This window comes from Rhizobium sp. 01T444 (assembly GCF_056398305.1).
This window is the reverse complement of record NZ_JBFTPD010000011.1, coordinates 1-22488: the sequence shown is the minus strand read 5'-3', so window position 1 is coordinate 22488 and position 22488 is coordinate 1. Positions and strand designations below refer to the sequence as shown.

Below are 22488 nucleotides of genomic sequence, written 5' to 3'. Positions count from 1 at the left end.
CTGTCTCCTATTCGGTCGTAATCGGACGTGTCATCAATTGTTCGATGGCTTCGGATATGCCGAGCTTACCTTCAATGATCGCTGAAACCGCATCGGTGATCGGCATCTCGACGCCGAGCTCTTCGGCAAGCCGCGAGGCAACCGCTGCAGCAAAAGCCCCTTCCACCAACTCGCCGCGCGAAGGGTCGACCTTTTCGCCGCGCCCGAGTGCAATGCCGAAACGCAGGTTGCGCGACTGATGGCTGGTTGCCGTCAGCACCAGATCACCGAGGCCGGAAAGCCCCCGCGCCGTATCGGCATTGCCGCCCTTGGCGACGATGAAGCGCGACATCTCGGCAAGCCCGCGGGCAATCAACGCCGCACGCGCCGAATCGCCGATACCGCGGCCTTCGACGATACCGCAGGCAATCGCCAGTACATTCTTCAATGCTCCGCCAAGCTGCACGCCGATGCGGTCTGCCGAGGCATAGAGCCGGAAGGTGCGGCCGGAAATCGCCTGCGCCAGCCGCTCGGCAACCTGCATGTCAGCCGCAGCGATCGCCATGGCTGTCGGCAGCCCCTTGGCGATATCAGCGGCAAAGCCTGGACCCGAGAGCACGCCAACCGGATGATCGGGCAATTCCCGCTCCAGCATGTCGGTCAGAAGCGCACCGGTCTGCCGTTCGATCCCCTTCGCGCAGGTGACCACAATAGCGTCCTTAGCCAGGTAAGGACCATACTGCCGCGCGGCATCCGCCTGCGCCTGTGACGGCATGGCAAAGAGCACGATGCCCGCATCGCCGATTGCATCCGCCTCAGCAGAGAACTCCAGTATTTCCGGCAGTGGGATGCCAGGCAGAACAGCATCATGCAGCCGCTCCGCCTTGAGGTCTTCGATCAGCGACGGATCGCGGCCAACAAGGATCGCCGAATTTCGCCCGGTCAGGGCGACCACGGCCGCAAGCGCCGTTCCGAAAGCACCCGATCCGACGACGGCGATGCGCTCGCTCATGCCTTGGCTCCCCGCTTTCCGGATCCGAGCATGGTCACGGCTCTGGAATCGAGCGGCCAACGCGAACGCGGCTGCACATCGAGATCGTCAGGCGCAACACCCTTCGCCATGCGCTCCAGCCCGGCCCAGGCGATCATCACAGCATTGTCGGTGCAGAGGCGGAGCGGCGGCGCAATGAAGCGGAAGCCATTCTTGTCGCAGAGCGCCTGAAGGGTGCTGCGGATTTCCAGATTGGCTGCGACACCACCAGCCACCACCAGCGCAGGCTTTTCCGGGAGGTTTGGAAATTCCGTCTTGAACCGCTGCAGGCCGCGGCCGATGCGATCCTTCATCGTACGGGAAATCGCCTTCTGGAACGAGGCGCAGATATCGGCGACATCCTGATCCGTCAGCGGCGCAATCTCGGTCGCCGCCTGCCGCACAGCCGTCTTCAGGCCCGAGAACGAAAAATCGAGCCGTGCCTCGCCGACGAGCGGCCGCGGAAAATTGAAACGATCGGCATTGCCACCCTGCGCCATCTGCTCCACTGCCGGCCCGCCGGGATAGGGAAGGCCGAGCAGTTTCGCCGTCTTGTCGAAGGCTTCACCCAGTGCATCGTCGATCGTCGTGCCCCAGCGCTCGTACTCGCCGATGCCGCGCACGAGGATGAGCTGGGTATGGCCACCGGAAACCAGCAGCATGAGATAGGGAAAAGAAAGACCGTCTGTCAGCCGCGCCGTCAGCGCATGGCCTTCGAGATGGTTGACTGCATAAAGCGGCTTGCCGGCTGCCTTGGCGATCGCCTTGCCGGTCATCAGCCCGACAAGCAGCCCCCCGATCAGGCCAGGCCCTGAAGTCGCGGCGATCGCATCGACATCCGAGAGCGACACGTTGGCGCGCTTCAGGGCCTCGTCGATCAACTCGTCCAGCGCTTCGACATGGGCGCGCGCGGCGATCTCCGGCACCACGCCGCCATAGGCACTATGCTCGTCCAGCTGGGAAAGAACGACGTCCGACAGCACGTTGGAGCGGCCTTCCGCATCGCGCTCGACGACCGCAGCGGCGGTCTCGTCGCAGCTTGTCTCGATGCCGAGGATGCGCAGAAAGGGAGCCATGAAACCTGTTCGTTGATTGCGATAGGGTTTAAACCTGTTTACGAGAACTCCGGTAACAACGGATCAAAGCGGATGCAAACAAAACCTTTCCGGATCGGCACACGCGGCAGCCCGCTGGCGCTCGCGCAGGCACACGAAGCCCGCGACCGGCTGATGGCAGCCCACAATCTGCCGCAGGAGATGTTCGAGATCGTCGTGCTGACCACCAAGGGCGATAGCATCACCGACCGCTCGCTGGCCGAGATCGGCGGCAAGGGACTTTTCACGGCAGAACTCGAGCAAAAGCTTGTGTCCGGTGACCTCGATTTCGCCGTGCATTCGAGCAAGGACATGGCAACGAACCTGCCGGAAGGCCTCTACCTTTCGGCCTATCTACCGCGCGAAGATATTCGCGATGCCGTGATCGGCCGCACCGCGCCGAAACTGATCGATCTGCCGCATGGCGCGACCGTCGGTTCGTCCTCGCTTCGCCGCCAGGCCCTGATCCACCGCATGCGGCCGGACATCAACGTCATCACTTTCCGCGGCCTCGTGGACACTCGCCTGCGTAAGCTGCAGGAAGGCGAGGTCGATGCGACGCTTCTGGCGCTTGCCGGCCTCAAGCGCCTCGGCAAGGTCGAGGTGATCACCGATATCCTCGACCCCGACAGCTTCCCACCGGCACCTGCCCAGGGCGCGATCTGCATCGAAAGCCGCATCGGCGACACAAGGATCGACGAGCTGCTGGCGCCGATCAACGATGCGCCGACCTTCGACACAGTCTCCTGCGAGCGCGCCTTCCTTGCCGCCCTCGATGGCTCCTGTCGCACGCCGATCGGCGGTTACGCCGTCTGCGAGGGTGATCAGATCCGCTTCTCGGGCCTCATCCTCACTCCTGACGGCCGCCACCAGCATGCGATCACCATCGACGGCAACCGCCGCGACGCCGCTGCACTTGGCACTCGCGCCGGACAGGACGTGCGCGCAAGGGCCGGTAGCAGCTTCTTCGAGGACTGGAGCTAGCCTGCATGCGCGTGCTCGTCACCCGTCCAGCGCATTCGGGCGAGCGCACCGCTCAACGTTTGCGCGAGCTGGGTCACGAGCCACTATTGCTGCCGCTCACCCGTCCCGTCCACGACATGGCGGCCGCTCGGCAGGCTCTGGAAACAACCATCGGGGCGATAGCCATAACGAGCGCCGAAACGGTGCGCACCTTGCAGTCTCTGGGGGAGGCGCTGGCACCTCACTTTTCGCGCCGTCTCTTTGCCGTTGGCGAAACGACGGCCGACGAGGCCCGCAAGTTGGGGTTTCATTCTGTCACAGCATCGTCGGGCAGCGGCCGCGAGCTGGCCGAGCTGATCGCGGCAAACAAGGTCGATAGGCTTCTCTATCTCGCCGGCAGTCCGCGCGCCGAGACCTTCGAGACGCGTCTGAGGGAGCTCGGGCGGTATTTCTCGGTGGCCGAGTGTTACCGGATGGAGCCTGTCGCGCCCAGCCCCGAGACCGTCGCAGCTCTCCTGGCGAACAACCCTCCTGATGCTGTTCTTTTCTATTCCCGCCACACGGCCGGAAATTTCTTTCATATCCCGCAGGTAGAGTCCCTTTTGCTGCAGCTGCCGAAAATCCGTCTCATTTGTCTCAGCAACACTGTAGCAGAAGCTGTTCCATCCGTTTTGAGGACAGTCCTGGAGATTTCGCCGATGCCGGATGAAAAAAGCCTTTTGTCGCTGCTTAGAAGGCCTTAGCCGCCCAAATTTGATCTAACCTCTTCCCTTAATTGCCATCCCTGTCTAGTTTCGTTGCAATGCAGGATAATGAGGACCTCATGGTATCGGGAAATCCGCCACGCCACTCGAAGAGCTCCGACAAGCCGGTCACGATTGACCTGGACGCGCAGGACTTCGCCTCGGCGGCTGATTCTGAAAAGCCTGCCGAAGAAGCCGCACAAGCAGCCGATAACGCACCTGTCGCCGAAGCCGTAGCCGCTGCGGAAGCCGGCGGTGAACCGCTGTCGGAACACGAGAGCGACCGCGCTGCCGGCGCGCAAGAAGAGCCCCTCCCGAAGGAGCCCCTGCCATCGGAACCGGTACAGCCGCCTCCGCCACAGAAGGGCGTGGTCACGTCGGGCCTGATTGCCGCCGGCATTTTCGGCGGCCTTGTCGCCTTGCTTGGCGCCGGCGCGATTCAATATGCCGGTTATCTGCCGGGCTCCTCCACCCAGCAGACGAACTCTGCCGAAGTGGCCGACCTCTCCGGCGAGATCGAAGGCCTCAAGCAATCGGTCGCAAGCCTTGCCGCCAATCCGGCGCCAGCCGTCGATAACAGTGCCCTCGAAAAGCGTATCGCAGCTCTCGAAACGGCCCCTCAGACACCGGCGCCCAGCATATCGACCGACTCGGCCGATGTCGAAGCACTCAACCAGAAGATTGCAGATCTGACAGCTCAGATTGATCAGTTGAAGACGAGCCTTGCGCAGACCACCGAACAGCAGGCCTCAAACGGTGCCGACATTACGAGCCGCCTTGCCGAAGCCGAAAAGAAGCTGAACGAACCGCGCGAGGATGTCGCCGTTGCCCGCGCCATAGCAGCCGCAGCTCTCAAGGCCGCGATCGACCGTGGCGGCCCCTTCATCGCCGAACTCGATACATTTGCCGGCGTAGCACCCGATGATCCCGCTGCAACTGATCTGCGCGGCTTTGCCGAGACCGGTGTGCCATCACGCGCCGAGCTGATCCGTCAGGTTCCCGATGTCGCCAACGCCATCGTCGAATCCGTCAACCAGCCCGATCCGAACCAGAGCTGGTCGGACCGGCTTATGTCGAGCGCCAAATCTCTGGTCTCGGTCCGCCCCGTCGGCAATGTCGAAGGCGAAAGCGTTGAAGCGATCGCCGCGCGCATGGAGGACAAGGTGAAGAACGGCGACCTGCCCGGTGCAGCCACCGAATGGAACAGCCTGCCTACGACCGCAAAACAGGCTTCCGCCGCCTTCAAGCAATCACTCGAAGCTCGTATCCGCGTCGAGGATCTCGTTGGCGGTGCTCTCTCCAAGGCCATTTCCGGCACCGGCAAGGAAGGATGAGCATGGTCCGCCTGGTTGTCTTCGCGCTCCTCGTCCTCGTTCTCGCCTATGGTTTCTCCTGGCTTGCCGATCGCCCCGGCGATCTATCGCTGATCTGGGAAGGCCAGATCTACCAGACCAGACTGATCGTCGCGGCAAGCGCCATCATTGCGCTGATCGCTGCCGTCATGGTGGCCTGGTGGTTCGTCCGCCTGATCTGGACCTCTCCGCATTCGGTGACGCGCTTTTTCCGCGCTCGCAAACGCGATCGCGGCTACCAGGCCCTGTCGACCGGCCTCATTGCCGCCGGCGCAGGCAACGCCCTGCTCGCGCGCAAGATGGCCGCCCGCTCGCGCGGCCTCATCCGCGCCGACCAAGAGCCGCTGATCAATCTTCTCGAAGCACAGGCCGCTCTCATCGAAGGCCGCTATGATGAAGCCCGTTCCAAATTCGAGGCCATGGCCAACGATCCTGAAACGCGCGAACTTGGCCTGCGTGGTCTTTATCTGGAGGCCAAACGCCTCGGTGCCAACGAAGCTGCCCGCCAGTACGCCGAAAAGGCCGCAGATAACGCGCCTTACCTGCCATGGGCCGCGCAGGCGACGCTCGAATATCGCAGTCAGTCCGGTCGCTGGGACGACGCCATCCGTCTGCTGGAACAGCAGAAGGCCGCCAAGGTTGTCGAAAAAGCCGAAGCAAACCGCCTGCATGCTGTGCTGCTGACTGCCCGTGCCGATGACAAGCTGGAAAGCAATCCCGCCGGCGCCCGCGATGATGCCCTACAGGCACTGAAGCTGTCGGCGGATTTTGTACCTGCCGCCCTGATTGCCGCAAAGGCGCTTTTCCGCGAAGGCGGTATCCGCAAGGCTGCCACCATTCTCGAACAGACCTGGAAGGCTGGACCGCATCCCGAGATTGGCCGCGTCTATGTCCGCGCCCGCAGCGGGGATTCAACGCTCGACCGCCTGAAGCGCGCCGAGCGGCTGGAAGGCATGCGGCCGAACAATGTCGAATCTCTCCTCGTCGTCGCACAGGCGGCGCTCGATGCACGGGAATTCTCCAAGGCCCGCGCCAAGGCGGAAGCTGCCGCCCGTATCGAGCCCCGCGAGGCGGCCTTCTTGTTGCTTGCGGATATCGAGGAAGCGGAAACCGGCGATCAGGGTCGCGTGCGCCATTGGCTGGCACAGGCACTGAAGGCGCCGCGTGATCCGGCCTGGGTTGCCGATGGTTTCGTTTCCGACAAATGGCTGCCGGTCTCGCCGGTGACCGGCCGTCTCGACGCCTTCGAATGGAAGGCACCTTTCGGCCAGCTCGAAGGACCGGTCGAGGAAGGTTCGACCGCCTCTATCGAAACGGCGCTGAAGACACTACCGCCGCTGCGCGAAACCCGGCCGGAAAGCGTGGTCAACGACCACCGCATCATCGAGCTGGAACGGGCAGCGACGATTGCCGAAGCCGTGCGCCCGGCAACTTCGGCACCCACACCGGCAAAAACTGCCGAACCGTCCGCCTCCCGGCCGGTTCCTGCTACGTCTGAACCTAAACCCTTCTTTGGCGGCCTGCCGGATGATCCGGGCGTCCGCGACCCCAAGGTGGAACCGGAACCCAAGACACGGCTCCGCCTTTTCTAAAATGGAACAAAAAACCGCATGTTCGAACGCTTTCAGGCATTCTTCCAGAATCTGACCGCCGACCGCCCTAAGGCAGGCTTCGCCCCCGATGACCCACGCATCGCAGTTGCTGCACTCTGTATGCAGGTCATGGAGGCCGACGGCCAGATCAAGGACAGCGAAAAGAAGCGGCTGCGCAAACTCCTGAAGGAGCAATATGCGCTCGACGGCAAACAGCTTGATGCGCTGATGGCCGCGGGGCTGGAAGCCGAAAGCTCGGCGGTTGATTATTTCCGCTTCACCTCCGATCTTAAGAGACATCTCAATACCGAGCAGCGTCTGGAGCTGATCGGTATTCTCTGGGATATCGTCTATGCCGATGGCGAGCGAAGCGAAATGGAAGACCATGTGATCTGGCGGATTGCCGATCTCCTGGGTGTGTCTTCCCGTGAGCGCATTCAGAAGCGGCAGGAGGCGGCCGCCAGGGTCACGGACGCACAGGTGGTGCAGGATGACACTGACTGACAGAAGCATGAGACGCGACAGGCGCCCCATTCTCATCATTCTTCATCAGGAGCGTTCCAGCCCCGGTCGTGTCGGCCAGCTTCTCGTCGAGAAAGGTTATGATCTCGATATCCGTCGCCCCGTCCTTGGCGACCCCTTGCCTTGCACCCTTGAAAACCATGCCGGTGCAGTGATTTTCGGCGGCCCGATGAGCGCCAATGACCCAGACGAATTCGTCAAGGCGGAGATCGACTGGCTAGATGTCCCCCTCAGGGAAAATCGCCCCTATCTCGGCATCTGCCTCGGTGCACAGATGCTGGCTCGCAATCTCGGCAGCAAGGTCGCCGCCAATAGTGACGGGTCGACAGAGATCGGCTGGTATCCGCTGCATACGACCGAGAGAGGCCGGCGGCTGATGCGTTGGCCGAAAATGGTCTATCACTTCCACCGGGAAGGTTTCGAACTGCCGCATGGCGCCGAGTTGCTGGCATCCGGCGACGCCTATCCCAACCAGGCCTTCCGCTACAACGACAATGCCTGGGGCCTGCAATTCCATGCGGAGCTGACACGGGTGATGATGCATCGCTGGGTCGTGCACGGCGCGCACCGCTTCATCCTGCCGAACGCGCAGCAGGGACGCGAGCATCTGGAAGGCCGCATGCTGTTCGATGCGCCGCTTAAAGCGTGGCTCGGCGACTTCCTGGATATCGTCTTCGAGGGCAAAACGGCAGCAGCTGCTACACCGCTTCTCGTATAGGCGCGTCGAGCGTATCGATCTTCCTGAGTTTCGGAAAACCGCTTGCCCAGATGGCGGCTACGGCGAGCGTACCGATGCCACCGATAATGACGGCCGGGACGGCGCCGAAAACCGCTGCCATAGTACCCGCACGGAATTCCCCGAGCTCGTTGGATGCGCCGACAAACACCGTATTGACCGCGTTGACACGGCCGCGCAGATGATCAGGCGTCCAGAGCGCGATCAGGCTTTCACGGACATAGACCGAGATCATGTCCGCAGCGCCCATGATGGCAAGCGCAGCGATGGACACCTCGGTATTGGTCGAGAGGCCGAACACGATCGTACCGAGGCCGAAGATCGCCACGCCGATGAACATGTATATGCCGGCCTTATGCTTCAGCGGATAGGCGGCAAGGAAGATCGCCATGATGATGGCGCCCACGCCCGGCGCCGAGCGAAGCAGGCCGAGACCCCACGGCCCGAGCGTCAGGATATCGCGCGCAAAGATCGGCATCAGCGCGGTAGCGCCGCCAAGCAGAACGGCGAATAGATCGAGCGAGATGGCGCCAAGCACCACCTTTTCTTCCCGGATATAGCGGAAGCCGCCGAGGATCATGTCCCAGTTCCTGGCCTCGCCCATCGTCTTCTGCGGCGGCTTGGGGATCATGTAGAGCAGGATCGCACCGAGCGCAGAAAAGATGACGGCGACCGTATAGGCCGTCGAAGCGCTGACGCCGTAAAGCAGACCGCCGAGCACAGGGCCGGTGATGGCCGCCAGCTGCCAGGAGGACGAATTCCATGCGATCGCATTGGAGAGATCCTTCTCCGGCACGAGGTTCGGCGCAAGCGACTGCACGGCCGGCGTCATGAACGCCCGCTCGATGCCGAAGACCAAAAGCACGATGAAGACCGGGATCGGTGAAAAGCTGCCGGTGATCGTCATTCCGAGCAGCGCGAGCGTGCAGATCGCGCTGACGAGCGAGCAGATCGAGGCGATGGCGCGGCGATTATGCCGATCCGCCACCGAGCCGGTGACGAGGATGAGCACAAGAGACGGCAGGAACTGCACAAGCCCGATCAGACCGAGATAGATGGCGCTCCCGGTCTGGTCGTACATTTGCCAGCCAACCGCGACGCTGACGATCTGCTGTGAGAAGGAAAGCAGGAACCGCGCGAAGAAGAAGCGTGTATAGGACGGATGCCGGAACGCGGCAAAACGGTCTCCGGTGGGCGAAAGCGACATGAAGCTTTTCCGAGAAAGCGGGTGCGGAATTGCCTGCGGAGCGACCCGTTAAACATGATTTGCCGTGCGTCTCCACACGGCCCTTGCTCGTTTAATCGCCAATGTCTACATATCTGTCAACAACGAACTGGAGACGGTAATGGCGGGAATTCTTGAAGCCATATTTCTAATCATCAATGTGGCTTTGAACCTCTATTGGTACGTGATCATTGCCAGCGCCATTTTCTCGTGGCTGTACGCATTCAACGTCATCAATTCGAACAACCAGTTTGTGAACCAGTTGGGTATGTTCTTCTATAACGCGACTGAACCTGCATTGCGGCCCATACGCCGCTTTCTGCCCAATCTGGGTGGCATCGACATCTCTCCGATTATCCTGCTGCTGATCATCCTATTCATACAGGCCATACTCAACAATCCGATCAGGCCCTTCCTGTTCTCGCTGGTCGCTTGAACCACCCCTGGAGGCTTTCCGGTGATCACATCCGTCTTGCTGTACGGCTGACGCCGAATGGCGGGCGGGATGCCGTCGACGGCATCGAACCAGATGGCGAAGGCGGCATGCTCTTGAAGGCGCGCGTCACCGCCGTACCGGAAAAGGGAAAAGCCAACAAGGCAATGATAGCGCTCGTCGCCAAGTCTTTGGGTATTCCTAAGTCCTCGGTCAGCCTTGCTTCCGGCGATACGTCGCGCAAAAAAATCCTCCGGATCGATGGCGACCCGGAGGATGTGATGAAAAAGCTCGAAGGGCTGTTCGGCTAAAGCAATTCCAGCAAAACTGTGCAGCGGTTTTGCGTCCGAAATTGCGTAAAAGCTAGGCTCAGGCCTTTTCCTTCTTGGCGCGTTCGATCGCTTCGAGGATGAGCTCACCGGCTTCCTTGTAATCACCCCAGCCGAAGATCTTTACCCACTTGCCGGGTTCCAGATCCTTGTAGTGCTCGAAGAAGTGTTCGATCTGCTTCAGCGTGATTTCCGGAAGGTCGGTGTAATCCTTGACCTTGTCATAGCGCTGCGTCAGCTTCGGCGACGGAACGGCAATGATCTTCTCATCCTTGCCCGAATTGTCTTCCATCTTCAGAACGCCGATCGGGCGGACGTTGATGACGCAGCCCGGAACCAGCGGACGGGTGCTGGCGATCAGCACGTCGATCGGGTCGCCGTCTTCGGAAAGCGTGTGCGGCACGAAGCCGTAGTTACCCGGATAGGTCATCGGGGTATAGAGGAAGCGATCGACAACCAGCGTACCGGCTTCCTTGTCCATTTCATACTTGATCGGATGACCGCCGACGGGAACTTCGACGATAACGTTGACGTCTTCAGGTGGATTCTTACCGATTGAAACGGCATCGATGCGCATAGGAAACTCCCGCAAGATTGAATTGCTTCGAAGCCAGTTAATCGGTTTCATCTCGCAACGCAACATGCCTCGCAAGCAATGCTTAATATGCGAAGACATCCAAAGGTGGAATATTTGCAGTATGAAATGGGCCGCTTGTGAAGCCGCGATCAGTTCCAGATGAAGCCGATCTTTTTAATCTGCTTATGGTCGAAATTTTCTATACCTTCGCAGAAATCGATACCGCCATGGTCGCGATAAAAGTCGGCGGCCGTTTCATTTTCTTCCAGGCACCAGACGACCAGGCCGTTGCAGCCCAGAGATTTCAAAAGCCGCCGGGCTTCGCCAAAAAGCAGCTTGCCGAGGCCGATACCCTGATATTCCGGACGCAAATAGAGCTCGTAGATTTCGCCTTCCTGAGGCAGCGCGCGTGCGCGATTAAGGCCGAGGGTCGCGTAACCAGCGACGGTCCCCGCCACATCTAGAACGAGCAATGTCGCCGGGCCGCGAGTTGCCTTGCGCCACCAGTTTTCACCGCGGCGCTCGATCATCTGGTTCAGAGCACGATGCGGAATGATGCCCGCATAAGTATGCTGCCAGGAAAGCCGATGGGCTTCCGAAATGGCTCGGGCATCATGCGGTTCAGCCCGCCGGACATCGATCGACAACGTCTTCATAACGCTTACTCTGGTCCTGCCGGAGGCAATTAACCATATGCGTCGACCGCATTGTGATCGATTGCCCACAGACTTGATATGTGGACGACAGGCAAAATTTAACGCTTTTTTAACGATTGTCACAAGTCGGAATCGACGCAGCGCACAATAAAAAACCCCGGCGCGAAGGCCGGGGTTTTAAAGGAGTAGCCGAGGCTCTTAGAGAGCTGCCTTCGACTTTTCGAAACGCTTGCGGTCGTTGGCATCGAGATACATCTTGCGCAGACGAATGTTCTTCGGCGTCACTTCCATCAGTTCGTCGTCCTGGATCCAGGAGAGCGCGCGATCGAGCGTCATGCGGATCGGCGGCGTCAGCTTCACCGCTTCGTCCTTGCCGGCGGCGCGGATGTTGGTGAGCTGCTTGCCCTTCAGGACGTTCACTTCAAGGTCGTTGTCGCGCGAATGGATGCCGATAATCATGCCGGCATAGACCTTTTCGCCCGGCTCGATGATCATCGGGCCGCGATCTTCCAGGTTGAACATTGCGTAAGCGACGGCTTCGCCGGAAGCGTTGGCGAGCAGCACGCCGTTAACGCGGCCACCGATGACGCCCTTGTAGGGCTGGTAGTCGTGGAACAGGCGGTTCATGATCGCCGTGCCCCGCGTATCCGTCAGTAGCTCCGACTGGTAGCCGATCAGGCCACGGGTCGGTGCGTAGAAACGCAGGCGAAGACGATTGCCGCCCGACGGACGCAGCTCGACCATTTCGGCCTTGCGCTCGGACATCTTCTGCACGACGACACCGGAATGTTCTTCGTCGACGTCGACGACGACTTCCTCGATCGGCTCCAGAAGCTGGCCGCTTTCATCCTTGTGCATCACGACACGCGGACGCGATACGGCAAGTTCGAAGCCTTCGCGACGCATGGTTTCGATGAGAACGGCGAGCTGAAGTTCGCCGCGGCCGGACACGTAGAACGAATCCTTGCCTTCGGCTTCCTCGATCTTCAGGGCGACGTTGCCTTCGGCTTCCTTGAAGAGACGGTCGCGGATGACGCGGCTCGTCACCTTGTCGCCTTCGGTGCCCGCCAGCGGGCTGTCGTTTACGATGAAGGACATGGTGACTGTCGGCGGATCGATAGGCTGCGCCTTCATGGCTTCCGAGACGGCCGGATCACAGAAAGTGTCGGCGACGGTACCCTTGGAGAGGCCTGCAATCGCGACGATGTCGCCCGCATGCGCTTCTTCGATCGCCGTGCGCTCAATGCCGCGGAAGGCGAGGATCTTGGAAATTCTGCCGGTTTCGATCAGCTTGCCGTCCTGGCCGAGGACCTTGACGGCCTGGTTCGGCTTGATCGAGCCCGATGCGATGCGGCCGGTGATGATACGGCCGAGGAAGGGGTTGGCTTCGAGGATCGTGCCGATCATGCGGAACGGACCTTCTTCGACAGTCGGCTCAGGCACATGCTTGAGCACCAGGTCGAGAAGCGGCGCGAGACCCTGATCCTTCGGACCTTCCGGGTTGACGTTCATCCAGCCATCGCGACCGGAACCGTAGAGGATCGGGAAGTCGAGCTGCTCGTCGGTCGCATCGAGATTGGCGAAGAGATCAAAGACTTCGTTGATGACTTCTTCATGGCGGCCATCCGGACGGTCGATCTTGTTGATCGCGACGATCGGACGAAGACCGACCTTCAATGCCTTCGAGACAACGAACTTCGTCTGCGGCATCGGGCCTTCGGAGGAGTCGACGAGAACGATCGCGCCATCCACCATCGAAAGAATGCGCTCGACTTCACCGCCGAAGTCGGCGTGGCCGGGGGTGTCGACGATGTTGATGCGGACACCTTTCCATTCCACCGAGGTCGCCTTGGCGAGAATGGTGATGCCGCGCTCCTTTTCGAGATCGTTCGAGTCCATCACGCGTTCTGCAACGCGCTGGTTCTCGCGGAACGAACCGGACTGTTTCAGGAGCTCGTCGACGAGGGTCGTTTTGCCATGGTCAACGTGCGCGATGATCGCGATGTTGCGAAGTGCCATTTGTCATAATCTCTGAGGCTGGGGCGCTACGCTTAGTGGACGCGCCATTTATGTTTGGCGCGCTCATACCGTTTTTTTCGCGATTGCGAAAGGGGGTGGCACGCGAAAGCTGCGGCATGGCTATCACCATGCCGCTCTGCTCCATGTCATCAAACTGTCTTAAGCGTCGCTGCCTGTCAATTCCTCGAAGGTCGCAAGCCCCTTCTTGACCAGCATCGCGTCCGGGCTCGGCAGCTTGCCGCGGAAAGCCTTGTAAGCATCTTCCGGATCGACGGAGCCGCCCGTGGAGTAGATATTGTCCCGAAGCTTCCTGGCCATTTCGCCATTAAAGGCATCGCCCGTCTCCTCGAAGGCGGCGAAGGCATCGGCATCGAGCACTTCCGACCACATGTAGCTGTAATAACCCGCCGAATAGCCGCCGGAGAAGATATGCTGGAAGTGCGGCGTGGCGTGGCGCATGACGATCGATTTCGGCATGCCGATTTCAGCAAGCACTTCCGCCTGCACCGCCATCGGGTCTTCCACCTTGTCGCGGGTATGGAAGGCCATGTCGACCAATGCCGAGGAGGTGAACTCCACCGTGTTGAAGCCGGAATTGAAGGTGCGGGCTGCCAGAACCTTGTCGAGCAATGCCTGCGGCATCGGCTGCCCGGTCTCGAAATGTACGGCATATTCCTTGAGGACGGCGGGAACCGTCAGCCAGTGTTCGTAGAGCTGCGAGGGCAATTCCACAAAATCACGCGAGACGCCTGTACCGGCGACCGAGGGATAGGTGACGTTGGAGAGCATGCCATGCAGCGCATGACCGAACTCGTGAAACAGCGTGCGCGCATCGTCGAGCGAAAGCAGGGCGGGCTTGCCTTCGGCGGGTTTTGCGAAGTTGCAGACATTGTAGATGATCGGCAACTCGCCGTGATGGCCATTCTTCAGCACCAGCTTGTGCTGGGACTGGAAGGAGCTCATCCAGGCGCCTGAGCGTTTCGAGCTACGAGCGAAATAATCGCCGAGGAAGAGCGCGACCAGCTTGTCATCCCGATCGCGGATCTCGAAGACGCGCACGTCGGGATGATAGGCAGCAATGCCCTTCTTCTCCACCGCGCGAATGCCGAACAGCCGGCCGGCTACATCGAAGCAGGCATCGATGATCTTTTCGAGCTGCAGATAGGGCTTCAATTCCGCTTCCGAGAAATTGAACCGCAGCGCGCGGATCTTCTCCGCGTAATGGCGCCAGTCCCAAGGCATGACCTCGTGGTTCTTGCCCTCGGCAGCGATCAGCCCGGCGATATCGGCTTCTTCCTCATGAGCGCGTTTCACCGCTCTGGCCCAGACAGCGCGCAACAGATTGTTCACAGCCTCGGGTGTCTTCGCCATCGTGTTATCGAGCTTCAATTCGGCGAAGTTGCCGTAGCCGAGAAGTTTCGCCACTTCGTCGCGCAGGGCCAACGTCTCTCTGATAATGCCGCGATTGTCGGTCGCACCGACATTCTCACCGCGCGCCACCCAGGCCTTGAAGGCCTGCTCACGCAGATCCCGGCGCTCCGAAAAAGTCAGGAAGGGCTCGATGATCGAGCGCGACAGGGTCACGGCATATTTGCCACCCTCACCGCGCTCACGGGCAGCCGCCGCCATCGCGTCGCGCAGGAAATCGGGAATGCCGGCAAGTTCGTCTTCGCTGGAGAGGATCAGCGACCAGCTCTTCTCGTCGGCGAGCACATTCTGCCCGAAGCTGGTGCTGAGGCCTGCGAGCTTTTCGTTGATCGTGGCAAGTTTCTCCTGCTCGGCCTTCGGCAGCTTGGCGCCCGATTTCACGAAGCCTTTCCAGTGCCGCTCCAGCACGCGTGTCTGTTCCAGCGTCAGACCGAGGCTTTCGCGCTTTTCCCAGAGTGTATCAATGCGCTTGAAGAGATCCGCATTCATGCCGATCTTCGAATAATGCCGCGACATCTTCGGCGAAATATCCCGCTCCAGCGCCTGGATTACGTCGTTGGTATGGGCGCCTGCCCGATTCCAGAAAAGCGCGGAAACGCGCGACAGCTCATCTCCGGCGATTTCGAGCGCGACGACCGTATTGTCGAAACTCGGTTCTTCCTTGTTACCGGCGATCGCGTCGATCTCTCTTTCGTGCGAGGCAAGTGCAGACTCGAAGGCGTCAGCGAAATCGCCATCGGCGACCGCATCGAAACGCGGCAGGCCATGAAGGCCATTCCAGTTGACAAGTGCCTGATTGAATTGACTGGGAGAAGACATATGAAAGTCCTTTATGCCGGCAAGTGGATCGGTAATATAGGGAGGCTATCATGGGATTGATATGTGGCTGACTTGGACTTTTGCCCGCCCGGCTAAATCTTAGGGGCAAGAATTGATACATAAAAATTAACCAATCGTTAACGATTGACGCGAATCAGGCCAAGACGCTAGTTTCTCTTTAATCTTCATGTAAGAGGACATGCGCATGGAAATCTTTTCCGTGCGGTCTTCTCAGAGTTTGCTATTCAAAAATAATCCCAATAATAACGCAAAAAGTTCGAAGACCGCTGATACTACAATTGAGCCGAAGCCCACTCTCGCCCAAGGCTCATTCCAGATCGAAGACTCTGACAACAGGCAGGCGCTCGATTTTACAGCCGTCAGCCCGGGTGAATTGCGCAGCTATGCGCGCCAGGGCTACGATAACGGCCTGATCGATCAGAATACGTTTGCCGCAATATCCGAACCGCTGCCGATGCACGCGATCGATCCGCTCGGCAATGTCATCGACCTGTCCAACGTCACAGACGGCACGAGCTTCAACTTCCTCGACTATTATCGCAACCAGCTTCAGATCGCCATGTCGATCGGCGATCCGAATGAGGTTCAGACGCTGAATTCGGTCGTCGGCTTCCTCGTCAACGAGGCCTGATCAGGCCTTTCGCCAGCCAAGCAGGCCGGGTGTGGCGTGCCACAGCGCCTGTACGGCAAAGCCCATGAAGAGCACACCGGAGCAGCGGACGATCAGCCGCTCATGCGCGCGGTAGAAGCGACGCACGACGCCGGCGCCGATGATGCCGATCAGGATGATGTCAGCCGTGACGAAACCGACGAAGGAAACGCTGAGCAGCATGGGCAGAGCCTCGAAATCGAGCGCGCTTGCCGAGCCCGCGACCAGTGCCGTGAAGGTGGCAAGCGCCACTGGATAGCCCTTCGGATTGGTGACGCCGAAGATCAGCCCGCGGCGGAATGGCCGCTCCACCACCATCAGCGCCTGCCCCTCGGCCTTCGGCTTGGCATTGACGGCACTCCAGCCGATCCAGGCGAGATAGAAACCGCAGGCAAGCCCGAGCAGGTCGAACATGAAGGTGCCGATCGTCTTGGCCCCGACGATCGCAACCAGCGCCAGTCCCGACCAGATGATGTCGCCAACGAGATGACCCATCATGAAGAAGGCACCAGCCTTGCGCCCCTGACCGGCGCCAATGCCGAGAAGCTGCAGGAAGGCCGGGCCGGGAATGAGTACATAAAAAAGCGCCGCCAGAAAGGCGCCGAGAAGCAGGGAAAGCGGCATGGAAATGCTCCGGTAATGACGACTCAGCTTATGCGATAGCCCTGCCGCGTCAAGACATTACAACCTGCAATCGGCGCCACAAAAAAAGGCCCGCGCGGCAGAGCAGGCGGGCCTTTCAGGATCGGTCTGGCGTGACTTACTTCTTGAGGTTACGTTTGCCGAGCGTGCGAAGACGCAGCGCGTTGAGCTTGATGAAGCCGGCAGCATCCTTCTGGTCGTAAGCGCCCTGGTCGTCCTCGAAGGTAACGAGCTTGTCGGAATAGAGCGACTTTTCGCTCTCGCGGCCGATGACCATGACATTGCCCTTGTAGAGCTTCAGCGTCACTTCGCCTTCGACATGCTCCTGGCTCTTGTCGATGAGGGCCTGCAGCATCTCGCGTTCCGGCGAGAACCAGAAACCGTAATAGATGAGCTCGGCATAACGCGGCATCAGCTCGTCCTTGAGATGAGCAGCACCCCGGTCGAGCGTGATCGACTCGATGGCACGATGGGCCGCAAGCAGGATCGTGCCGCCAGGAGTCTCGTAGACACCGCGCGATTTCATGCCGACGTAGCGGTTCTCGACGAGATCGAGGCGACCGATGCCGTTGTCACGGCCGTAATTGTTGAGGGTCGCGAGCAGCGTAGCCGGAGACATCTCGACACCATTGATCGAGACGGCATCACCCTTGCGGAAGCCAACCTTGATGGTGGTCGCCTTGTCGGGGGCCGCTTCCGGCGAGATGGTGCGCATATGCACATATTCAGGCGCTTCCTGCGCCGGATCTTCCAGAACCTTGCCCTCGGAAGAGGAGTGCAGAAGGTTGGCATCCACGGAGAACGGCGCCTCGCCCTTCTTGTCCTTGGCAACCGGGATCTGGTGCTTCTCGGCGAATTCCAGCAGATCGGTGCGGCTCTTGAACGACCAGTCGCGCCACGGCGCGATGATCTTGATATCGGGGTTCAGCGCATAGGCCGAAAGCTCGAAACGAACCTGGTCGTTGCCCTTGCCGGTCGCGCCATGGGCGATGGCATCAGCACCGGTCTTCTTGGCGATCTCGATCAGGTGCTTGGAAATCAGCGGACGGGCGATCGAAGTGCCGAGCAGGTAGACGCCCTCGTAGACGGCATTGGCGCGGAACATCGGGAAGACGAAATCGCGCACGAATTCCTCGCGCACGTCCTCGATGTAGATCTCCTTGATGCCGAGCATCTCGGCCTTCTTGCGCGCCGGTTCCAGCTCTTCGCCCTGGCCGAGATCGGCCGTAAAGGTGACGACTTCTGCGCCGAGTTCGGTCTGCAGCCACTTCAGGATGATCGAGGTATCGAGACCGCCCGAATAGGCGAGCACGACTTTCTTCACGTCTTTGTATGATGCCATGATGATGAGGTCCGTTGCATAGAGGCCGCGGCACACCCGCAAAGCCCGGTATCGCGGCACTTTTATCGAGATTGGCGCGTGACGCAAGGGCAACGAGGATAGCAACCGGCCCGATAGGGCCCGATAAGGTTTGACAGCACGGAACCGGAGCCCATATTCGGCATCGTCCGAACAATGCTCTGAGGAGAGGCCCGTCCCGTGACGAATATTCAAGCCATTTTCAAGAAATCCAATGTTGCCGTCATCACCGGCGGCGCTTCCGGCATCGGCCTTGCCGCCGCAAAATACTTTGCAAAGGTCGGTATGAGCGTCGTGATCGCCGACCTTGGCGGCGACAGGCTGGCGGATGCCCGCGCCGAACTCGAGGCAATTGCCGGCCAGGAACATGTGATGGCCGTCGAGACCGATGTCTCTCAGAAGGAGCAGATCGAAGCCCTCGAACGCGCCGTCATCCAGCGCTTCGGCCGCGTGCATGTGCTGATGAACAATGCCGGCATCGGCCCGGAAACCTCGATCTTCAGCGCCCAGTCCAATTGGGACAATATTCTCGCCGTCAATCTTCTCGGCGTCATCAACGGCGTCAGAACCTTCGGTCCCGGCATGGTCGCCCATAACGAACCCGGCCTCATCATCAACACCGGCTCCAAGCAGGGGATCACCACACCGCCCGGCAACCCGGCCTATAACGTCTCCAAAGCCGGTGTGAAGGTCTTCACCGAAGCGCTTGAGCATGAACTGCGCAACACTGAAGGCGCAGGTATTTCCGCGCATCTGCTGATCCCCGGCTTCGTCTTCACCGGTCTCACCAAAGGCGACCGCAGGGAAAAGCCTGCTGGCGCCTGGACGCCGGAACAGACCGTCGATTTCATGGTCGAAAGCCTTGAGCGCGGCGATTTCTACATCCTCTGCCCTGACAACGACGTCGCCCGCCCGGTGGACGAACGCCGCATGGCCTGGGCGATCGGCGACATCATCGAGAACCGCCCGCCGCTGTCGCGCTGGCACAAGGACTATGCCGACAAGTTCAAGGCCTTCCTCGAACAGAAGTAATCGGGGCCATCACAAGGTTTGATTGGTAATTTTCTGAAAGCCGGGTAAGAAATCGTCAGAACTTTTCCGGCTTTCAGAGTAGACCATGGATTTCCTGCCGAGCTTTCCGACGCTTCTCGCCTTTGCCGCCGCCACGCTGTTGCTTGCGGCAACCCCCGGCCCTGACATGACCCTGTCGATCAGCCGTGCGCTTGCGCAGGGCAAGAAGGCAGCGCTTTTCGTGGTGCTCGGCACGAGCCTCGGCATCGTCGTGCACACGATGCTGGTTGCCTTCGGCATTTCGGCGCTGATTACCGCTTCCCCGACCGCCTTCCTGATCCTGAAGACCGGCGGTGCGGCCTATCTCTTCTGGCTGGCTGTGCAGGCGATCCGCTACGGCTCCAAGCTGACGGTTGCCAAGGTCGAAGGCCCCAAGGGCACGATCCTCTCGAACATCTCGTCGGGTTTCTGGGTCAACCTGCTGAACCCGAAGGTCATCATCTTCTTCATGACCTTCCTGCCGCAATTCGTCAGCGCCAACGACCCCGCCGTCACGCACAAGCTGCTCTTCCTCGGCCTCTGCTTCATCCTGGTCGGCATGCCGGTCAACGCTGCTGTCGTCATGGCGGCCGACTGGCTGTCGAGCTGGCTGCAGAACAACAGGAAGGTCCTGCGCGGCATGGACTATACCTTCGCCGGCGTCTTCTCGGTCTTTGCCGCCAAGATCCTCCTTACACAGGCACGTTGATCAGCTGATCAACAGGGCATCGTCGTCGAGCGTCTGCCCGCGCATCTTGCGGAACATGGCGATCAGGTCTTCGACCTGCAGGTTCTTTCTGTTGTCGCCGGCCACGTCGAGAACGATCTCGCCGCCATGCAGCATGATCGTGCGGTGGCCGTAATCCAGCGCCTGCCGCATGGAATGTGTCACCATCATCGTCGTCAGCTTGCGCTCGGCAACGATCTTCTGCGTGAGATTCATCACGAACTCTGCCATGCCCGGATCGAGCGCTGCCGTATGTTCATCGAGCAGCAGCACTTCGGAGCCGGCGAGTGTCGCCATGACGAGCGACACGGCCTGCCTCTGGCCGCCCGAGAGAAGATCCATTCGGTCCTTCAGCCGGTTTTCCAGCCCGAGGTTCAGCTCGGCAATCCGCTCCCGGAAATAATCGCGCCTGCTGCCGCCAAGCGCCGATGCAAGCCCGCGTTTTTCGCCGCGGCGGGCGGCCAGAGCAAGGTTCTCCTCGATCGACAGCGCACCGCAGCTTCCCGTCAACGGATCCTGGAAGACACGGGCGACCAGACCGGCACGAGCCGATGTCGATTTGCGAGTTACATCGGTCTTGCCGATCAGAACCGAGCCTTCGCTCGGAATGACATCACCGGCGAGCACGCCGAGCAGCGTCGATTTGCCGGCACCGTTGGAGCCGATGACGGTGACGAAGGAGCCTTCCTCGATGGTCAGGCTGACGCCGTTCAGCGCCTGTTTCTGCAGCGGCGTGCCACGCCCGAAAACGACCTTGATATCCTTGACACTGATCACGATGCAGCACCTCCGCGAAGGCGGGGAAGAATGAGCGCGACTGTCACGAGAACCGCGGTCACGAAATTGAGGTCAGAGGCCTGCAGGCCGATGACATCGCTCGACAGCGCAAGCTGGATGGCGATGCGGTAGATGATCGAGCCGAACACGCATCCGACAAGCGCAATCAGCAGCCCCCGCCGCCCGAGAAGCGTCTCGCCGATGATGACGGCAGCAAGGCCGACGACGATGGTGCCGACCCCCGAAGTGACATCCGCAAACCCGTTGGTCTGCGCAAAGAGCGCGCCGCCAAGCGCCACCAGCGCATTGGAAATCGCCATGCCCAGATAGATCTGCCGGCTGGTATCGACGCCCTGGGCGCGGGCCATGCGGGCATTGGCGCCTGTCGCACGCATCGCAAGCCCGGCATCGCTTTCAAGGAAGCGCCAGACGACGATGACAGCGATGACAACCAGAACGCCAACGAAGAGCGGCCGCACGTAAAAATCCCTGAGCCCATGGCCGAAGAAGGGGCTGATCATCGTATCGGCATTGATGAGCGCGACATTCGGCTTTCCCATCACCCGCAGATTGACGGAAAAAAGCGCAATCATCGTCAGGATCGAGGCGAGAAGGTTGAGGATCTTGAAGCGCACATTGAGGAGTGCCGTCACCATGCCGGCAGCAGCCCCCGCTCCCATCGCGATCAGCGCCGCAACCCACGCATTGACGCCGGCGATGATCAATACGGCTGTCACGGCTGCACCGAGCGGAAACGAGCCATCCACCGTCAGGTCCGGAAAATCGAGGACTCGGAAAGCTAGATAGACGCCGAGAGCGACGAAGGAATAGACCAGGCCGAGCTCGACGGCCCCCCAGAATGCGATTTGGCTCAAGGCTTTCAGCCCCTTTTTGTTTCCGTTCCGCCCGTCGCGAAACCGGAGCCTTTTAGCGCATAACCCCTTAAATCGGAACCGATTTAAGGAAAGGATTATGCGCAGTTTTTACACTGTTACAGCGTCCTTTGCGCGCCATCTGGCGCGCGGCGCTGTAATGCAACAGCCGCCCCGTGCAAACGGGAGCGGCTGATTGTCACTAAGACCTTGGAACGACGGTCGTTTATTCGATGACCTTGTTGGCGCGCGAAACGACGCCTTCCGGCAGAGTCACGCCCATCTTCGCCGCGGCAGACTTGTTGATGACGAGGTCGCTGCCAGCTGCGGTCTTCACCGCGATGTCGCCCGGGTTTTCACCCTTCAGCACCCGCACGACGATCTCTCCCGTCTGCTTGCCGACATCATAGTAGTTGAAGCCAAGCGCTGCGATCGAGCCACGCGAAACGGAATCCGTATCAGCGGTAAAGAGCGGCAGCTTGCTTTCTTCCGCAACGGCAACCGCACCTTCGAGGGCCGAGATGATCGTGTTATCGGTCGGGATGTAGATGGCGTCGGCGCGACCGACGAGCGCACGCGCTGCGCCCTGCACTTCGGCGGACTTCGTTGCAGCCGATTCAACAATGGTGATGCCGGCCTTGTCGGCTTCGGCCTTCAGCGCGGCGAGCAGCGAGACGGAGTTCGCCTCGCCGGAATTGTAGAGGTAGCCGATCGTCTTCACGTTCGGCAGGATTTCCTTGATGAGCGCGATATGCTCGCCGACCGGCGACATGTCGGAAAGACCGGTCACGTTGCCACCTGGCTTGTCCATGTTTTTGACAAGCTGCGCGCCGAGCGGATCGGACACGGCGGTAAAGACGACGGGGATATCACGCGTTGAGGAAACGACGGCC

23 protein-coding genes are annotated in these 22488 nt (G+C 60.3%); 11 read left to right on the top strand and 12 right to left on the bottom strand.

Translation table 11 applies throughout. The annotated features are described in order from the left end of the window. Nucleotides 1–7: 7 nt before the first annotated feature. The gene (locus AC1DTN_RS16475) at nucleotides 8–991 is read right to left on the bottom strand and encodes an NAD(P)H-dependent glycerol-3-phosphate dehydrogenase (protein ID WP_113319737.1); all 984 of its coding nucleotides are present in this window, start codon (nucleotides 989–991) and stop codon (nucleotides 8–10) included. Continuing rightward, the gene (tsaD, locus tag AC1DTN_RS16470) at nucleotides 988–2085 is read right to left on the bottom strand and encodes a tRNA (adenosine(37)-N6)-threonylcarbamoyltransferase complex transferase subunit TsaD (RefSeq protein ID WP_310385004.1); all 1098 of its coding nucleotides are present in this window, start codon (nucleotides 2083–2085) and stop codon (nucleotides 988–990) included. Before tsaD ends, AC1DTN_RS16475 begins: the two co-directional genes overlap by 4 nt. Nucleotides 2086–2157: 72 nt before the next feature. On the opposite strand from tsaD, the gene hemC reads away from it, so the two are divergent. The 6 genes from hemC to AC1DTN_RS16440 are packed head-to-tail and all read left to right on the top strand — an operon-like array spanning nucleotide 2158 to nucleotide 7993. Then, nucleotides 2158–3087, top strand: a complete 930-nt coding sequence (gene hemC / locus AC1DTN_RS16465) for a hydroxymethylbilane synthase (protein WP_439016776.1) — start codon at nucleotides 2158–2160, stop codon at nucleotides 3085–3087. Between the two features lie 5 nt (nucleotides 3088–3092). Further along, complete coding sequence (locus tag AC1DTN_RS16460; RefSeq protein WP_439016777.1) at nucleotides 3093–3809, top strand: uroporphyrinogen-III synthase; 717 nt, start codon at nucleotides 3093–3095, stop codon at nucleotides 3807–3809. A 59-nt stretch (nucleotides 3810–3868) separates the two neighbouring features. After that, on the top strand, nucleotides 3869–5143 hold the full coding sequence (locus tag AC1DTN_RS16455) for a COG4223 family protein (RefSeq protein ID WP_477921788.1): 1275 nt from the start codon (nucleotides 3869–3871) through the stop codon (nucleotides 5141–5143). A gap of 2 nt (nucleotides 5144–5145) precedes the next feature. Beyond that, complete coding sequence (locus AC1DTN_RS16450) at nucleotides 5146–6753, top strand: heme biosynthesis protein HemY (RefSeq protein ID WP_439016779.1); 1608 nt, start codon at nucleotides 5146–5148, stop codon at nucleotides 6751–6753. 18 nt (nucleotides 6754–6771) lie between these two features. Next, on the top strand, nucleotides 6772–7257 hold the full coding sequence (locus AC1DTN_RS16445) for a tellurite resistance TerB family protein (RefSeq protein WP_439016780.1): 486 nt from the start codon (nucleotides 6772–6774) through the stop codon (nucleotides 7255–7257). Further along, entirely contained in the window at nucleotides 7244–7993 is a 750-nt protein-coding gene (locus tag AC1DTN_RS16440) for a glutamine amidotransferase (RefSeq protein WP_439016781.1), read from the top strand. Before AC1DTN_RS16445 ends, AC1DTN_RS16440 begins: the two co-directional genes overlap by 14 nt. Here AC1DTN_RS16440 and AC1DTN_RS16435 read toward each other — a convergent pair. Further along, a complete protein-coding gene (locus tag AC1DTN_RS16435; RefSeq protein WP_439016782.1) occupies nucleotides 7974–9218 on the bottom strand; it encodes an MFS transporter in 1245 nt (414 codons plus the stop codon). The genes AC1DTN_RS16440 and AC1DTN_RS16435 overlap by 20 nt on opposite strands. A gap of 139 nt (nucleotides 9219–9357) precedes the next feature. Between AC1DTN_RS16435 and AC1DTN_RS16430 the strand changes: the two genes are divergently transcribed. Further along, nucleotides 9358–9672 (top strand): YggT family protein, encoded by a 315-nt coding sequence (locus tag AC1DTN_RS16430; protein WP_439016783.1) that lies wholly within the window; start codon nucleotides 9358–9360, stop codon nucleotides 9670–9672. Next, entirely contained in the window at nucleotides 9669–9980 is a 312-nt protein-coding gene (locus tag AC1DTN_RS16425; RefSeq protein ID WP_477921785.1) for a DUF167 domain-containing protein, read from the top strand. Before AC1DTN_RS16430 ends, AC1DTN_RS16425 begins: the two co-directional genes overlap by 4 nt. 58 nt (nucleotides 9981–10038) lie before the next feature. Here the strand turns inward: AC1DTN_RS16425 and ppa are convergent, their stop codons facing one another. From ppa to AC1DTN_RS16405, 4 genes are all read right to left on the bottom strand, one after another. Then, the gene (gene ppa, locus AC1DTN_RS16420) at nucleotides 10039–10575 is read right to left on the bottom strand and encodes an inorganic diphosphatase (RefSeq protein ID WP_037101776.1); all 537 of its coding nucleotides are present in this window, start codon (nucleotides 10573–10575) and stop codon (nucleotides 10039–10041) included. Between the two features lie 149 nt (nucleotides 10576–10724). Beyond that, on the bottom strand, nucleotides 10725–11231 hold the full coding sequence (locus AC1DTN_RS16415) for a GNAT family N-acetyltransferase (RefSeq protein WP_113319748.1): 507 nt from the start codon (nucleotides 11229–11231) through the stop codon (nucleotides 10725–10727). A gap of 198 nt (nucleotides 11232–11429) precedes the next feature. Further along, nucleotides 11430–13250 (bottom strand): translational GTPase TypA, encoded by a 1821-nt coding sequence (gene typA / locus AC1DTN_RS16410; protein WP_097617978.1) that lies wholly within the window; start codon nucleotides 13248–13250, stop codon nucleotides 11430–11432. 159 nt (nucleotides 13251–13409) lie between these two features. Next, nucleotides 13410–15497, bottom strand: a complete 2088-nt coding sequence (locus AC1DTN_RS16405; protein WP_439016785.1) for a M3 family metallopeptidase — start codon at nucleotides 15495–15497, stop codon at nucleotides 13410–13412. A gap of 205 nt (nucleotides 15498–15702) precedes the next feature. On the opposite strand from AC1DTN_RS16405, the gene AC1DTN_RS16400 reads away from it, so the two are divergent. Continuing rightward, nucleotides 15703–16149 carry a hypothetical protein gene (locus tag AC1DTN_RS16400; protein ID WP_439016786.1) on the top strand — a complete coding sequence of 149 codons (447 nt, stop codon included), beginning with the start codon at nucleotides 15703–15705 and terminating at the stop codon, nucleotides 16147–16149. On the opposite strand, the gene AC1DTN_RS16395 is transcribed toward AC1DTN_RS16400, so the two are convergent. Together AC1DTN_RS16395 and AC1DTN_RS16390 are read right to left on the bottom strand one after the other, a co-directional pair. Then, nucleotides 16150–16791 carry a LysE family translocator gene (locus AC1DTN_RS16395; protein ID WP_477921782.1) on the bottom strand — a complete coding sequence of 214 codons (642 nt, stop codon included), beginning with the start codon at nucleotides 16789–16791 and terminating at the stop codon, nucleotides 16150–16152. 136 nt (nucleotides 16792–16927) lie between these two features. After that, nucleotides 16928–18151, bottom strand: coding sequence for an argininosuccinate synthase (locus AC1DTN_RS16390; protein ID WP_477921780.1), 1224 nt, complete (start codon nucleotides 18149–18151; stop codon nucleotides 16928–16930). Nucleotides 18152–18349: 198 nt separating this feature from the next. Between AC1DTN_RS16390 and AC1DTN_RS16385 the strand changes: the two genes are divergently transcribed. Next, the gene (locus tag AC1DTN_RS16385) at nucleotides 18350–19201 is read left to right on the top strand and encodes an SDR family NAD(P)-dependent oxidoreductase (protein ID WP_477921778.1); all 852 of its coding nucleotides are present in this window, start codon (nucleotides 18350–18352) and stop codon (nucleotides 19199–19201) included. 85 nt (nucleotides 19202–19286) lie between these two features. Then, complete coding sequence (locus AC1DTN_RS16380; protein WP_477921776.1) at nucleotides 19287–19928, top strand: LysE family translocator; 642 nt, start codon at nucleotides 19287–19289, stop codon at nucleotides 19926–19928. Here the strand turns inward: AC1DTN_RS16380 and AC1DTN_RS16375 are convergent, their stop codons facing one another. The 3 genes from AC1DTN_RS16375 to AC1DTN_RS16365 form a co-directional block, all read right to left on the bottom strand. After that, on the bottom strand, nucleotides 19929–20723 hold the full coding sequence (locus AC1DTN_RS16375) for an ABC transporter ATP-binding protein (RefSeq protein WP_477921774.1): 795 nt from the start codon (nucleotides 20721–20723) through the stop codon (nucleotides 19929–19931). It abuts the gene before it with no gap. Then, the gene (locus tag AC1DTN_RS16370; protein WP_310385041.1) at nucleotides 20720–21598 is read right to left on the bottom strand and encodes an ABC transporter permease; all 879 of its coding nucleotides are present in this window, start codon (nucleotides 21596–21598) and stop codon (nucleotides 20720–20722) included. The genes AC1DTN_RS16375 and AC1DTN_RS16370 overlap by 4 nt, the downstream gene beginning before the upstream one ends. Nucleotides 21599–21821: 223 nt before the next feature. Beyond that, nucleotides 21822–22488, bottom strand: a 667-nt coding sequence (locus AC1DTN_RS16365) for an ABC transporter substrate-binding protein (protein ID WP_477921772.1), incomplete at its 5' end; no start/stop codon positions are given.

What these genes read in the sequence shown, in the direction of transcription:
- AC1DTN_RS16445 (WP_439016780.1), top strand. Translation starts at nt 6,772, where the DNA reads ATGTTCGAACGCTTTCAGGCATTCTTCCAGAATCTGACCGCCGACCGC.
- AC1DTN_RS16390 (WP_477921780.1), bottom strand. Translation starts at nt 18,151, where the DNA reads ATGGCATCATACAAAGACGTGAAGAAAGTCGTGCTCGCCTATTCGGGC.
- AC1DTN_RS16460 (WP_439016777.1), top strand. Translation starts at nt 3,093, where the DNA reads ATGCGCGTGCTCGTCACCCGTCCAGCGCATTCGGGCGAGCGCACCGCT.
- AC1DTN_RS16435 (WP_439016782.1), bottom strand. Translation starts at nt 9,218, where the DNA reads ATGTCGCTTTCGCCCACCGGAGACCGTTTTGCCGCGTTCCGGCATCCG.
- AC1DTN_RS16430 (WP_439016783.1), top strand. Translation starts at nt 9,358, where the DNA reads ATGGCGGGAATTCTTGAAGCCATATTTCTAATCATCAATGTGGCTTTG.
- AC1DTN_RS16450 (WP_439016779.1), top strand. Translation starts at nt 5,146, where the DNA reads ATGGTCCGCCTGGTTGTCTTCGCGCTCCTCGTCCTCGTTCTCGCCTAT.
- AC1DTN_RS16405 (WP_439016785.1), bottom strand. Translation starts at nt 15,497, where the DNA reads ATGTCTTCTCCCAGTCAATTCAATCAGGCACTTGTCAACTGGAATGGC.
- hemC (WP_439016776.1), top strand. Translation starts at nt 2,158, where the DNA reads ATGCAAACAAAACCTTTCCGGATCGGCACACGCGGCAGCCCGCTGGCG.
- AC1DTN_RS16455 (WP_477921788.1), top strand. Translation starts at nt 3,869, where the DNA reads ATGCAGGATAATGAGGACCTCATGGTATCGGGAAATCCGCCACGCCAC.
- ppa (WP_037101776.1), bottom strand. Translation starts at nt 10,575, where the DNA reads ATGCGCATCGATGCCGTTTCAATCGGTAAGAATCCACCTGAAGACGTC.
- AC1DTN_RS16395 (WP_477921782.1), bottom strand. Translation starts at nt 16,791, where the DNA reads ATGCCGCTTTCCCTGCTTCTCGGCGCCTTTCTGGCGGCGCTTTTTTAT.
- AC1DTN_RS16415 (WP_113319748.1), bottom strand. Translation starts at nt 11,231, where the DNA reads ATGAAGACGTTGTCGATCGATGTCCGGCGGGCTGAACCGCATGATGCC.
- AC1DTN_RS16380 (WP_477921776.1), top strand. Translation starts at nt 19,287, where the DNA reads ATGGATTTCCTGCCGAGCTTTCCGACGCTTCTCGCCTTTGCCGCCGCC.
- typA (WP_097617978.1), bottom strand. Translation starts at nt 13,250, where the DNA reads ATGGCACTTCGCAACATCGCGATCATCGCGCACGTTGACCATGGCAAA.
- tsaD (WP_310385004.1), bottom strand. Translation starts at nt 2,085, where the DNA reads ATGGCTCCCTTTCTGCGCATCCTCGGCATCGAGACAAGCTGCGACGAG.
- AC1DTN_RS16440 (WP_439016781.1), top strand. Translation starts at nt 7,244, where the DNA reads ATGACACTGACTGACAGAAGCATGAGACGCGACAGGCGCCCCATTCTC.
- AC1DTN_RS16400 (WP_439016786.1), top strand. Translation starts at nt 15,703, where the DNA reads ATGGAAATCTTTTCCGTGCGGTCTTCTCAGAGTTTGCTATTCAAAAAT.
- AC1DTN_RS16475 (WP_113319737.1), bottom strand. Translation starts at nt 991, where the DNA reads ATGAGCGAGCGCATCGCCGTCGTCGGATCGGGTGCTTTCGGAACGGCG.